Here is a 13,543-nt window from a genome sequence, read left to right as displayed (position 1 = left end):
TCCTCACTCCGGTCCGCCCTCCAAAACAAAGCCCTCCGGCATTTCCTGAGCGAAGGCGTTCACCACCTCGCGAGTCAGGCCGACGATGTCTTCCACCAGCTCCATGCCCGCGCCGGTGCGCCAACTGGCGACGATGTCCATCAGCGGCGGCAGCGGCACGTTCTCGATCAGCGTCAGCACGCCCTGGGCCAGTTCGCCATGCACCAGCGTCACCGGCAGCGCGCCGATGCCGAAGCCATCGCGCACCAGGCGGGTAATGGCCGAGGCGGAGTTCACGCAGTTGATCCGTGGCGTGACGATGTTGGCGGTGTGCAGCATGTTGAGGATGTCCTGGTGCGGCCGCGAGTTGCGCGAGAACGTGACGATCCGAGCCTCGGCGATCTCCTCCAGGGTCACGTCCGGGCGGTCGAACGCCGAGGCGGTCGGCACCACCCAGCGCAGGGGGTAGCGCGCCAGCACCGCGTTGCGCACGCTGTCGAAGCGCAGCACGTCAGTCTGGAAAATGATGTCCTGATAACCCTTTTCCAGTTGCGAGCAGAGGTTGCTGGCGGTCTCGGCGGTGAGCTCGATTTCCAGGTTCGGGTAACACTTCATCAGGCGTGTTACCAAGGGGCTGAGCCAGGTGTGTATCACCGTATCCATGGCGCCGATGCGGATGCGGCCGCGCACCTGCCTCGGGTCTTTGATCGCCGCTTTCATGCTTTGCATCGTGTCCATGATGTGCTCGGCGTATTCCAGCACACGTGTGCCCTCTTGGGTCAGTGACACGCCTCTGGAATCCCGGACGAACAACCGCACGCCCATTTCGTCCTCCAGCGCGGCAATGCGGCTGGAGATGGAGGCCTGGGTGCTGAACAGTTTTTCCGCCGTCAGGCGAAAGCTTTTCAGTCGCGCGACCCAGACGAAGGTTTCCAGAAACTTGAGATTCACCGTGGGATTTCCTTGAGCAATTGAGCGCCCCTGCAGGCACAGGATGAGGTGCAGACGGCACACCCGGGCGGCACGACCTGTGCAAATACAGCACTGGAACAGCAGGTTACATGCCACTCCGGCAACAGAAAATCTTATGGCCGATAGCGGGTTTTTCCCGTTGGACGCCCCGGCGCGACTGCGGTGCCATGGGGCAACGGCGCAGTCACTTCTTTAAGCAGAGGCGCCGCGACCGCTCGTTTCTCGACCCTTTTCCTTATTCGTGCCCCAGCAAGGTACCGCCACTGCCAACGAGAACCCCAACATGCAAACCGCTATCAACCTCTGGCCGCTGCTTGGCGTGCTGGTCATCGTTCTGGGCTTCGTCCTGCGTTTCAACCCGATGCTGGTCGTGGCGCTAGCCGCCCTGGCCACCGGCCTTGCTGCCAGCATGCCGCTGGAAAGCATCCTGGCGACCATCGGTACCGGCTTTATCAAAACCCGCACGCTGCCGCTGATCATCCTTCTGCCGCTGGCGGTGATCGGTTTGCTGGAACGCCACGGACTGCGTCTGCACGCGCAGAACTGGATCGCCCGGTTCACCGGCGCCACAGCCGGACGCCTTTTGATCGCGTACCTCTTCGTGCGGGAAACCACTGCAGCGCTGGGGCTGACCAGCCTCGGCGGCCACCCGCAGATGGTGCGGCCGTTGCTCGCGCCCATGGCCGAGGGCGCTGCCGAATCCCGCTTCGGCAAGTTGCCCGAGGCGTTGCGCATCAAGCTGCTGGCGTTGTGCGCGGCGACCGACAACGTTGGCCTGTTTTTCGGCGAAGACATCTTCGTCGCGTTCGGTGCGATTGCGCTGATGCACACCTTCCTGCTTGGCTCCGGCATTGATGTCGACCCGATGCACATCGCCTTCTGGGGGATTCCGACAGCGATCTGCGCGTTCGTCATTCACGCTATCCGCCTGCACCGTTTCGATCAGCGCCTGAACCGTGAGCTCAAGGTGCTGCCGCTTGCCCCCGCGGTCGACAAGGAACTGGCGCGATGATCATTTCCATTCAATACCTGTACTGGCTGGCGGGGGTGATTCTGGCGATCACCGCGTTCATGACCGCGACCGACCGGACCAATCCCAAGCGCTGGACCACCGGGCTGTTCTGGGGCCTGTTCGCCATCGCGTTTCTGGTTGGCGAGAAGCTGCCACCGGTGTGGGTGGGCATCGGCGTGATCGTCATGGCGGTGATCGCCGGGTTCGGCGGCGTGGGTTTCGGTCAGCATGAGAACCTCAACGACCGGGCGCGGCGGGAGAGTGCAGGGCGCTTGAAGAACAAGCTGTTCATTCCGGCGCTGGCGATTCCGCTGGTCACGGTGATTGGCGCGGTGCTGCTGAAGAACATCAAGTTCGGCGACGTCTTTTTGCTGGACCCGGCCAACAGCACGTTCGTGTCGCTGGGCATTGGCAGTCTGGTGGCGCTGGGACTGGCCTGCTGGCTGACCCGCGACACGCCGGTGCAGGCCATGCGCGAATCGCGGCGCTTGACCGAAGCGCTGGGTTGGGCGCTGGTGCTGCCGCAAATGCTGGCGATGCTCGGGCTGGTGTTCAACGACGCGGGCGTCGGCAAGGCCGTGGCGCACCTGGCAACGGCGTACATCAACCTGGATTTCCGCCTCGTCGCGGTGATGGTGTATGTACTCGGCATGGCGCTGTTCACCATCGTCATGGGCAACGGCTTTGCCGCGTTTCCGGTGATGACCGGCGGCATTGGCGTGCCGGTGCTGGTGGGCATGTACGGCGCCAATCCGGCGGTGATGGCTGCCATCGGCATGTTCTCCGGCTACTGCGGCACGCTGATGACCCCGATGGCGGCCAACTACAACCTGATACCTGCGGCGTTGCTGGAACTGCCCGAAAAATACGCCGTGATCAAAGCGCAGATTCCCACGGCGGTGGCGATGCTGGTGGCGAATATTCTGTTGCTGTATTTCCTGATGTAGTGATTTTCTGATCCCGTTGCAGTGCCCGGCCCGCAGGCTCCTGCGGGCAGCTTTTTGCGGGCAAACCCCTCGCTCAGTTCGTTCAACTGCGCAAAGTTCGATGATGTTTCATCTCCATCGCAAACGTTTGCGCGAATCCATGGTCTGTACGACCAGTGGCTGCAAACCCTCTGCTGCAGGGCTTCCAGCCCGCTTCCCATAACCGCCGTGTGCGCCCCTTAACAGGCCGCATGTCTTCCCGGGAAGAAATAGGTTGAATAGTCACACAAAATGTTATTTAAATAACAAAAATAAAACCGCGACGGTGGCTCATTCTTCGGGCCCAGCGCGAGAACAAGGTAATCACACACATGAACAAGATCGCGGTCATCGGCAGCAATATGGTGGATTTGATCACCTACATCGACCGGATGCCGGCGCAGGGTGAAACCCTCGAAGCACCGAATTTCGCCATGGGCTGCGGCGGCAAGGGCGCCAATCAGGCCGTTGCCGCGGCCAAGCTGGGCGCTGACGTGTTGATGCTGAGCAAGGTCGGCGACGACATGTTCGCCGACAACACGTTGGCCAATTTCAAGCGCTACGGCATCGACACCCAGTTTGTGCAGCGCGTCCCAGGCGTCTCCAGCGGCGTGGCGCCGATCTTCGTGCAGAGCGATTCCCACAACAGCATCCTGATCGTCAAAGGCGCCAACGCGCACCTGAAACCCGCGGACATCGACGCTGCCCAGGCCGCGTTGCGCGACTGCACGCTCATCGTGCTGCAACTGGAAATCGAGCTGGAAACCGTCTACTACGCCATCGAGTTCGCCAAGGCCAACGGCATTCCGGTGCTGCTCAATCCTGCGCCAGCAGTGAAGGGTTTGAGCCGCGAGCACCTGTCGCAGCTGGACTTCTTCATCCCGAACGAGACCGAACTGGCGCTGGTGACCGGCCTGGTTATCGACTCGGTGGATTCGGCCCGCGCGGCCGCCCTGCAACTGGTGCAGGACGGCATACGCCACGTCATCGTCACCCTGGGTGAAAAGGGCGCGCTGTATGTCGGCGAAGAGGGTGAGTTTCGCGTTGAAGGCATCAAGGTCGATGCTCGCGACACCACCGGCGCCGGCGACGCATTCATTGGTTGCTTCGCTCGCCACTGGAGCGAAGACGGCGACATGCGCAACGCCATGACCCGCGCCGTGGCCTATTCGGCTTGCTCGGTCACCGGCCTTGGCACCCAGAGTTCCTACCCGGACGCTGCCGCGTTCAGCCACTTTCTCGACACCCTTTGAGCCGCTACGTCTTGCCGATCGCCTGATCGGCGGGGCGGGGTATTCCCTGTACTTCCCGGAGAACAACAATGACAAAGCCCGCGCTCCAACAATCACCGGACGGGTTCTACCTGAACCGCACGCCGTGGTTCGCCTTCCTCCTGCTGTGCTGCTGCTTCGCGCTGTGGGCGGCGGCCGCGAGCATGAACGACGTGCTCATCGCGCACTTCAAGAAGGCCTTCCTGCTCAGCGATGTGCAGACCTCGTTCGTGCAGTCGGCGTTCTACCTCGGTTATTTCTTCGTGGCGATTCCGGCGGCGATGGTCGTCAGACGTTTCAGCTACAAGACCACCATCCTCATCGGTCTGGTGCTGTACATGGCGGGCTGCTCGCTGTTCTTCCCCGCAGCGTCGATGGCCAAATACGGCATGTTCCTGATGGCGCTGTTCGTCATCGCGGCCGGCCTGGCCTTCCTCGAAACCGCCTGCAACACCTACTCGACGCTGATGGGGCCGCGTGAAACCGGCACCCGTCGCCTGAACATCTCCCAGACCTTCCACCCGTTCGGCGCAATGACCGGCGTGTACGTCGGCAGCTTCGTGATGTTCAAGGACACCGACGCCACCCGCGAGCAGTTGACGCAGATGAGCGCGTCGGACGCGGCGGTCCAGCAATTGCAGATGATTCAGTCCACGCTGCTGCCGTACAAATGGATGATCGCGGTGCTGGTGCTGATGTTCGTGCTGATTGCCTTCACCAAGTTTCCGGCGTGCAAGGGCATCGTAAAGGCTAACGTCAAATCCAGCAGCATCGGCCAGAGCCTGTCGCGTCTGTGGCGCAACCCGCGCTTCACGTTCGGCGTGCTGGCGCAGTTTCTGTACGTGGGCGCGCAAGTGGGCGTGTGGAGTTTCACCATTCGGCTGGCGATGCAGATGGGCGGGATGAACGAGCGCAGCGCCTCGTGGTTCCTGCTGACCACCTTCGCCGCTTACTTCGTCGGCAAGATGGTCGCCAACCTGCTGATGCGCAAAATGTCCCCGGCCAAGGTGCTGGCGATCTACGGCGTGCTGGCCATCGTCCTGCTGGCCTACACGATTCTGGTGCCGAACATCAGCGCGGTGTATGCGGCGGTGGGGGTGAGTATTTTCCTCGGTCCGTGCTGGCCGACCATTTACGGCCTGACCATCGACGGTCTGGGCGAAGACACCGGTGTCGGCGGTTCGCTGCTGGTGATGAGTATTGTCGGCGGCGGTGTGATGCCGATCTTCCAGGGCCTGCTCTCCGACGCCACCGGCGGCAACATGCAGATCGCCTATATCGTTCCGCTGCTGTGCTTCGTGGCGATCGTCGCCTACGCCATCAAGTGCATGCGTGATCCACTGCCGGCCCAGGCTCCGGCGGGTGCGGTGACGGCATCATGAGAACGGCCGACAAGCGCACCACGATTTCGCTGCACCCGGAGCTGTTCAGTGGCGATGAAAAGACACTGCTGGAATCCGCCGACTTTCGCGTGCTGGCCTGGACCTACCCCAGCGGCGTGAAAGCCCTGGCGCTGGAAAATGATCGCGGCCGGGTGGTGGTGCTGCCGTATCAGGGTCAGATGGTCTGGTCAGCGGTCTTCGATGGCTGCGACCTGACCATGCGCAACATGTTTGAGCAACCGCGCCCGAGCCCGACGGTGATCGGCACTTACGGTTGCTTCATGTTCCACAGCGGCCTTTTGCGCAACGGCTGCCCGACGCTGGAAGACGATCACCCGTTGCACGGCGAAATGCCCTGCGCGCCGATGGACAGCGCTTGGCTGGAAATCGGCGAGGACGCGGGCGGTGCATTTTTGCGCATCGGCGGCGAGTACGAATACGTGATGGGCTTTGGCGACCACTATCGCGCCAGGCCGAGCGTGACATTGCGCGCCGGCTCGGCGCTGTTCGACATCGGCATGGACGTGCGCAACCTGGCCGGCAAGCCGATGGAGTTGATGTACATGGCGCACATGAATTACGCCTACGTCGACGGCGCACGTTTCGTCGAGCCATTGGGCATGGCGCGTACGCGGGTTCGCAGCAGCGTGCCGGCCCATGTCAAGCCAACGCCGGCGTGGTCGGCGTACATGGCCGAACTGACGGAAGAGCCTTCGCGGCTGGACAGCCTGAGCACGCCTGAGCTTTACGACCCGGAGATCGTCTGCTTCTTCGACGGCGTGCACGCGGACGCCCAGGGCAATGCGCATTTCCTGCTCAAGCACCCTGAAGGTCCTGCGTTTTACACGCGTTACCAGCCGGCGCAGTTCGACCATGCGGCGCGGTGGATTCTGCACAACGCTGATCAGCAGGTGGCCGCGTTTGTGTTGCCCGCGACCTGTGAGCCCGAGGGTTATCTGGCGGAGAAGGCCAAAGGCAATGTGCGCCAGTTGGGCGCGGGGAAAGCGCGTCGTTCAGCGTGACGACGGGGTATCTGGGGGCTGAAGAGGTGTTGCAGCTGGAAAGCGATCTGAAACGCTGAAGGCGCCTTCGCGAGCAAGCTCGCTCCCACGAAGATCTGTGTTTATCTGCAGGTATTGCGGCGATTCCCAGACACTGTGTGAGTGAGCTTCCTCGCGTGCATCAACCTAAGCCGACCGCCGGAACTTCAGATGATATAGGACTTGTGGGAGCGAGCTTGCTCGCGAATTCGGTATTCCAAGCGATGCAAGTGGGCTGATCAAACCACCCACTTAGCCCCATACCCCTCAATCAAATCCCGATACACCTTCGGCAGCTTCTTGTCGCTGACCACCACATGAAAGTCCTGCAGCGTTGCGAAATGCGCCGTGCGCACGGCATCGAACTTTGAATGATCGGCCAGCAACATGCAGTGCCGGGCCTGGCGCAGAACCTTTTGCTTGACCTCCACTTCGTTGAAGTTGAAGCAGGTCACGCCAAGCTCGTCGCTGACCCCGGCCGCTGACACGAACGCCCAGGTCAGGCGGATGCCATCGAGAATGGTCGCCTCGCTGTGGTGCTCGAACACCTGATTCTTGCGATGAAAGGTGCCACCGCACAGCACGATGGAACAGTTGGGCTTCTGCTGCAGCTTGAGCAAGACGTTGAGGGAGTTGCACACGGCGGTGAATTCCAGCTCTTCCGGAATGAAGTCGATGACGAAAGGGATCGTCGTGCCGCAGTCGAAAAACACCGTATCGCCGGGTTGAATGAACGCGGCGGCAAGCTTGCCCACCCGGCGCTTCTCCTCGACGTGGCGGGTGCCTTGCTCGGTGACTTTGTAATCGCTGGCCTCGGACGGATCAAACGCCAGGGTGATATGCCCGCCCAGCAGGTGGAATTTGTCGGGGTGCCGGGTCAGGTCGCGACGCAAGGTCATCTCCGAAACGTCCAGCAGGGCGGCCATTTCCTTCAGGTGAATGGCCTTCTGATCTTGCAGGGCTTGCTGGATCAGCTTGATACGGTCGGATTTTTTACTGTCCACGGGCATTCCGATTGTCGAATGGATATGGTAAAAAAATAACATTCATTGTTATATTTACAACATAAAATGATGCGCTCAGGCATGAAGCTTAAAGCGTGTCGACGGTTACCGCCTCACTATCAGGAAACGATTGGCCATGAAGATCGAACCCGCAGCACTCGCCCAGTACATCGACCACACCTTGCTGGCCGCCGACGCCAGCCGCGAGCAGATCGCAACCCTGTGCCGCGAGGCGCAGGCGCACGGATTCTATTCGGTGTGCGTGAACTCTGGCCAGGTGCCCTATGCCTCTTCGTTGCTGGAAGGTGCGGCCGTCAAGGTCTGCGCTGTAGTCGGCTTTCCGCTGGGCGCCGGGCTGAGCGACACCAAGGCTTTCGAAGCGAAGCAGGCCATCGCCGCCGGCGCGGGAGAGATCGACATGGTGCTGAACATTGGCTGGCTGAAAGACGGCCTGTTCGACGAAGTACGCGACGATATCGCTGCCGTCAAAGACGCCTGTGGTGCAGTGCCGCTGAAGGTCATCTTCGAAACCTGCCTGTTGGACGACGCGCAGAAAACCCGCGCCGCCGAGATCTGCCGTGACCTCAACGTCGCCTTCGTCAAAACCTCCACCGGCTTCAGCCGCAGCGGCGCAACCGTGGAAGACGTGGCCTTGATGCGTAAGGTCGTGGGGCAGGGCGTAGGCGTGAAAGCGTCCGGTGGCGTGCGCGATTACGCCACCGCGGTGGCGATGATCGAAGCGGGCGCAACGCGACTGGGCACCAGCTCCGGGATCTCCATCGTCAGTGGTGCGGCGGCGTCGGGCTCGGGTTACTGAGTCTGCGGGAGGGCAGGGTTTGGTGCAGCCTACGGCGTGACGCCGTGCCCGATCAGGCGGCGGCCTTTCGACAGAAGGCCGTTCGCCGAAAAGAGCAGGACCCGCCCCGCCAATGAATGGCAAACTGCCGGTGCACTCACTTCTGCACCGGACACCGTTCTCAATGCAAACATTCTCCCTGTCGCGGCTCAAGGCCCGCTGGTTCTTCTGGCTGTGCATGTTGGTGATCGTCGTCGGTCTGCCGGTCGGATGCGCGGCGTTGCAGCACAAGGAACGTGAGCTGGTCTTCATGATCGAGCCCGGCACGGCGAGCTGGTACCGTGGCCTGCCGTCCGATGTGCAAGAGCTTGAGCTCAAGGGGCCAACCTTCGGCCTCGGGCAGAACATTCATGCCTGGTGGTGGCCTTCGGAGAAGAAGGACGCTCCCGCCATTCTTTATTTGCACGGCTCCCGCTGGAACCTCACCGGCCAGTTGTTCCGCATTGAACAACTGCGGGCGCTGGGGTTTTCCATCCTCGCCATCGATTACCGCGGCTTCGGCCAGAGCAAGGGCCAGTTGCCGTCGGAAGCGTCGGTCTATGAAGACGCGCGCATCGCGTGGGAACGCTTGAAGCAGATTCAACCCGACCCGCAAAAGCGCCTGATCTACGGGCATTCGCTGGGTGGCGCCGTGGCGGTCGACCTCGCCGCCGAACTGGGCCGGGACGCGCAGAAAGGTAACGAGCCCATTCAGGCGCGAGGCCTGATCATCGAATCGACCTTCACCAACCTCGCCGACGTCGCGTCCTCGGTCGCCAGCAAACGCACCTCGTTGCCGGTGCGCTGGCTGGTCTCGCAGAAATTCGACTCCATCGACAAGATCGCCGACGTGCACATGCCGGTGCTGATCGTGCATGGCACGGCGGATCAGTTTGTCGCGCCGCAATTCAGCGAAGCGCTGTTCGAAGCGGCGCAGGAGCCAAAGAACCTGCTGATGGTGCCGGGCGGTAACCACAACAACAGCATGAATCTCGGGCGCCAGGCTTACAGTCAGGCGATCCAGAACCTGCTCAGCGAGAAGCCACCGGCGGTGCATGCGTCCAACGCATCGGCGGCGTTGCTCAAGCAGCCCGGTTAGCCCTTTTTCATGAGCGCGGCCGGTGTCCTCTCAAAGCACCCGCCGTCCACTGCCGCGAGCCCTGCCGATGGACACACACGCAGACGAAGACACTCACCTGACCCACTCCGCACGGGACTGGGTGCTGCGTGCCGCGCCATTGCCCCAGATCGAGCGCATCGAGGCGTACTTTCACGGGCACGGTTTCGAGATGCACCGCCACGACACCTACGCCATCGGTCACACGATGTCAGGGGTGCAAAGCTTTCAGTACGGCAAGGAACAGGTAAACAACCTGCCGGGGCAAACGATGGTATTGCACCCCGACGAAGCCCACGACGGCCACGCCGGGACCGAAGACGGCTTTCGCTACCGGATGTTCTATCTGCAACCGGCGATGATTCAGCAGGTGCTCGGCGGCAAGCCGCTGCCGTTCATCAAGGGCGGGGCGTCGAATGACCCGCGCCTGTTCAGGGCGACGCAGGCGCTGCTTTCAGACCTGAACACCGCGCTGGATCCTCTGGAACTGGACGATGCGATCTACGACCTCGCCATCGCTCTGCAAGCAGCCGCCGGCGTGCGCAAAGGCCGCCAGAGCGTCAACTACGCCGGCGCGCAACGTGCGCGGGAAATGCTCATGGCCAGTCTGGAGCAGGGCGTCAGCCTCACCGATCTGGAACAGGCCAGCGACACCGATCGCTGGCGCCTGTCGCGGGATTTTCGCGTGCTGTTCGGCACCACGCCTTACCGCGACCTGACCCTGCGCCGGCTTGACCTGGTGCGTCATTCGATAGCGCTGGGCGTCTCGCTCAGCGACGCGTCGGTGATGGCCGGATTTTCGGACCAGAGCCACATGACGCGGCATTTCGTGAAGACCTTCGGCTACCCGCCGGGGCGGTGGTTGAAGATGTTGGCGGTTCGCTAAGCACTCACTGCACACCGCGATTACCCAGTGGGACCGGTGTCTTAGTGGGACTGGCTTTATCCGGGAATGCTGCAGGCGTCACACCGCAAAATGGATGGCGTACACACAGGCCTCTTCCCGGCTGAAGCCGGTCCCACTGAATGTACGCCATTGCACTGTAGGAGCCGGCCTGCTGGCGAAGGCGTTGTGTCAGGCGCTGCAGCAACGAAAATCAAACCGGGTTCGCCAGCAAGCCGGCTCCTTGTATCTCGACTTTGTCTTCTCAGAAGGTAAAGTTCTCGACTGATCATCGAGGGAAAGGCGTGAAGACGACCGGCTCCTAGTGGCGTTATAGCCTGCGAAGTAGATCCATTCTCCGCCTTTCCAACCTCACTCATTGAGCTCGTACGATATCTAGGGCCACGCTGTGAGCTCGCATTTACAAGGTCGAAGCCGAGTGACGCGATGATTGATCTTCAGTTGAAAAGGAGAACAGCATGTCTGCATTCGTTGGCGTTGACATGGCCAAGAATACTTTTGATGTTGCGACGCCGTTGGAAAATGGCAAACACCGCACCAAGGGCAAGTTGAGCAATGATGCCAAGGGATTTGCCGAGTTCGAGTCCTGGCTCCAGAAGCATGCCACCGCCGATGCGCTGATTGTCATTGAGGCCACGGGTAACTACCACGAAGCGCTGGCAGATTTCCTTTTCCAAAAGGGATATCGGCTTCATATCGCGAACCCTGCCACCACCGCCGCTCATGCCAAGTCGGAGTTGTCACGCAACAAGACTGACAAGACTGATGCCAAACTCATCTCCGATTTCGCCATGCAGAAGCATCGCAAGCTAAGGCTTTGGGTGCCTGAGCCACAGTCGCGGCGCCGCCTGAGGGCGTTGGTCCGCCGTCTGGAAGATCTCAACGAGATCCGTCAGATGGAGAAAAACCGCCTGGAAGTTGCCAGCCCGAACGTCGATCGAATCGGTGATTGCTCATGTCTCGGAAGAAATCACCGAAACCGAAAAAGCGATCAAGCAGCACATCGACGATGATCCTGACCTGCGCGGCAAGAGCGAGTTGATGACCTCCATCAATGGTCTAGGCGAGAAAACTGCCGCGCTGATCCTCGCGGAACTGGGAGACCCTCTGGATTACGAGGGACCGAAAAAGCTCTCTGCCTTCGCTGGATTATCGCCCCGACAGGACCGCTCTGGAGGCTACGTGGGTCCAACCCGCATAAGCCGAACCGGGTCGTCGCGGCTCAGGGGCGGTCTTTACATGCCCGCGATCGTAGGAATTCAACACAATGAGGTGCTGAGAGAATTCGCCAAGAGATTGAAGGCGAACGGAAAGGCTCCCAAGCAAGTTATCTGTGCAGTGATGCGCAAGATGTTGCACCTGGTCTATGGCGTGCTTAAGAGCAACAAGCCATTCGACCCTGGAATTGCTTTGGCCGCTTGAAGGCTGATCGACTAGGACTTGGATGGCCAAGGGGTCGTTGCCGGGTGAGCTGCGGAGGTACCTTCGTGCCTGACTAGAAGCAGCAGCGCTAACGCGCTGCTGGGGTTGCAGTCGAGATATCAAGACGATATCTACAGATCCATGCGGCCGCGACTGTTCACTGCTGCAGGACGGATGCACCCATCGTGCAATAACGTACAAGACCCCACCCACCCCCAGGTTCTAGATTGGCGCCACATCAACCCTTCGGAGCCGCCCTCGTGTCTACGTCCAACACTCATCACACCCCCGTTAACTTCGCCCAGAAATACAGCCTGTTCACCGAGCAGTGGCAGCCCAAAGTCATTGCGCAGATGAACGAGTACCAGTTCAAGCTGGCACGGCTGGAAGGGGAGTTTCTCTGGCACAGCCACGCTGACACCGACGAAACCTTCATCGTGCTCGAAGGCCGTTTGCGCATCGATTTCCGCGAAGGGTTCGTCGAACTCAATGCGGGCGAGCTGTACGTAGTCCCCAAGGGCGTCGAGCACAAACCCTACGCCGAGAAGGAGGTGAAGCTGATGCTGATCGAGCCCAGCGGCGTCATCAACACTGGCAGCGACACCAACGAGCGCACCGCGCAGAACGACGTCTGGATCTGACTACGCCTCGGGCGGCGCGGGCTCGGTTTCAGCTTCGGGCGCAGGCAACAACACCGCAATCAACGCCCTGACCACCCCCGGCAGGGCGTCCAGTTCGCGGACCAGGATGCTTCGTTCGCGCACCGCCCACGGCTCGTCGAGCTCGATGGTCACCAACTCCATCGTCCGGCTGTGCCGCAACGCCGCCGACTCCGGGATCACCCCGATGCCTACCCCGGCTTCGACCATCCGGCAGATGGCTTCGAAGCTCGACACCTGAATCCGCAGCGACAGGCTCTGCCCCAGCCGCTCGACGTGATCGCGCAGAAAACTCAGCAGCGTGCTGCCTTCGTGCAGGCCGATGTGCTGGAACGCCAGGGTCTGCTTGAACGTGACTTTTTCTCGGTCGCCAGCTCATGGCCCACGGGCACGATCAGCACCAGGCGGTCGGTGCTGAAGTGGATGACCTGCAAACCCGCCGCTTCCACCGGGCCGGCGATGATGCCCATGTCGGTGCTGCCGTCGAGCACGCCGCGCACGATGTCCCGGGACAGGCGCTCTTGCAGATCCACAGTGACGCCTGGCCGTTTCGCCAGAAACCCTGCCAGCACTTCCGGCAGAAACTCGGTAACGGCAGTGGTGTTGGCGAAGATGCGAATGTGCCCGGCCGAATCGGTGCCGTAGCGGGTGAACTCACTTTTCAGGTAATCCACCTGGCTCATGATCAGCCGCGCGTGTTTGAGCAAGCGCTGACCGGCAGGGGTCAGCTCGACCCCGCGGCTGTCGCGGTACAGCAGGCGCGTGCCGAGTTGGCCTTCCAGCGCCTTGATCCGCGCGCTGGCGGCGGCAGGGGAGAGAAAGGCCCGGCGCGCCCCCTGGGTCAGGCTCGGTGATTCACCGATATGAATGAAGAGACGCAAGTCAGCCAGGTCGAAATGCATGGTGGGTGTCCGGACGCTGCAGGAGGCGTTCAGCATACCCGAACGCCGCTATACGCAAATGCAAATTCACAGAATGCCG

10 protein-coding genes and 3 pseudogenes are annotated in these 13,543 nt (G+C 61.3%); 10 read left to right on the top strand and 3 right to left on the bottom strand.

What is annotated here, in order from left to right; genetic code table 11:
* Positions 1–3 precede the first annotated feature (3 nt).
* A complete protein-coding gene (locus tag JN403_RS20845) occupies positions 4–930 on the bottom strand; it encodes a LysR family transcriptional regulator (protein ID WP_205484095.1) in 927 nt (308 codons plus the stop codon).
* A gap of 304 nt (positions 931–1,234) precedes the next feature.
* On the opposite strand from JN403_RS20845, the gene JN403_RS20840 reads away from it, so the two are divergent.
* The 5 genes and pseudogenes from JN403_RS20840 (at position 1,235) to JN403_RS20820 (ending at position 6,662) form a co-directional block, all read left to right on the top strand.
* Positions 1,235–1,963, top strand: a complete 729-nt coding sequence (locus JN403_RS20840) for a DUF969 domain-containing protein (RefSeq protein ID WP_205484094.1) — start codon at positions 1,235–1,237, stop codon at positions 1,961–1,963.
* On the top strand, positions 1,960–2,910 hold the full coding sequence (locus JN403_RS20835) for a DUF979 domain-containing protein (protein ID WP_205484093.1): 951 nt from the start codon (positions 1,960–1,962) through the stop codon (positions 2,908–2,910). Before JN403_RS20840 ends, JN403_RS20835 begins: the two co-directional genes overlap by 4 nt.
* A gap of 350 nt (positions 2,911–3,260) precedes the next feature.
* On the top strand, positions 3,261–4,181 hold the full coding sequence (gene rbsK, locus JN403_RS20830; RefSeq protein WP_122537913.1) for a ribokinase: 921 nt from the start codon (positions 3,261–3,263) through the stop codon (positions 4,179–4,181).
* Positions 4,182–4,249: 68 nt separating this feature from the next.
* Entirely contained in the window at positions 4,250–5,581 is a 1,332-nt protein-coding gene (gene fucP, locus JN403_RS20825) for an L-fucose:H+ symporter permease (RefSeq protein WP_205484092.1), read from the top strand.
* Positions 5,578–6,662: pseudogene (locus tag JN403_RS20820) on the top strand (aldose 1-epimerase family protein). The gene fucP and the pseudogene JN403_RS20820 overlap by 4 nt, the downstream one beginning before the upstream one ends.
* 198 nt (positions 6,663–6,860) lie before the next feature.
* Here JN403_RS20820 and deoR read toward each other — a convergent pair.
* Complete coding sequence (deoR, locus tag JN403_RS20815; protein WP_205484091.1) at positions 6,861–7,631, bottom strand: DNA-binding transcriptional repressor DeoR; 771 nt, start codon at positions 7,629–7,631, stop codon at positions 6,861–6,863.
* Between the two features lie 130 nt (positions 7,632–7,761).
* Here deoR and deoC point away from each other — a divergent pair, with 130 nt between their 5' ends.
* The 5 genes and pseudogenes from deoC (at position 7,762) to JN403_RS20790 (ending at position 12,544) form a co-directional block, all read left to right on the top strand.
* Positions 7,762–8,442: a deoxyribose-phosphate aldolase gene (gene deoC / locus JN403_RS20810; RefSeq protein ID WP_205484090.1), complete on the top strand. Its 681-nt coding sequence runs from the start codon at positions 7,762–7,764 to the stop codon at positions 8,440–8,442.
* Positions 8,443–8,605: 163 nt separating this feature from the next.
* Complete coding sequence (locus tag JN403_RS20805; protein WP_240356707.1) at positions 8,606–9,559, top strand: alpha/beta hydrolase; 954 nt, start codon at positions 8,606–8,608, stop codon at positions 9,557–9,559.
* A 67-nt stretch (positions 9,560–9,626) separates the two neighbouring features.
* Entirely contained in the window at positions 9,627–10,463 is an 837-nt protein-coding gene (locus JN403_RS20800; RefSeq protein WP_205484089.1) for an AraC family transcriptional regulator, read from the top strand.
* 476 nt (positions 10,464–10,939) lie between these two features.
* Positions 10,940–11,903 (top strand): annotated as a pseudogene (locus JN403_RS25945) (transposase).
* 260 nt (positions 11,904–12,163) lie between these two features.
* Complete coding sequence (locus tag JN403_RS20790; protein ID WP_240356702.1) at positions 12,164–12,544, top strand: cupin domain-containing protein; 381 nt, start codon at positions 12,164–12,166, stop codon at positions 12,542–12,544.
* On the opposite strand, the pseudogene JN403_RS20785 reads toward JN403_RS20790, so the two are convergent.
* Positions 12,545–13,464 (bottom strand): annotated as a pseudogene (locus JN403_RS20785) (LysR family transcriptional regulator).
* Positions 13,465–13,543 lie beyond the last annotated feature (79 nt).

This window comes from Pseudomonas sp. 15A4 (genome assembly GCF_016925575.1).
Lineage (GTDB): Bacteria > Pseudomonadota > Gammaproteobacteria > Pseudomonadales > Pseudomonadaceae > Aquipseudomonas.
The sequence above is the reverse complement of the archived record's forward strand: the minus strand, read 5'-3'. Positions and strand labels throughout refer to the sequence as shown.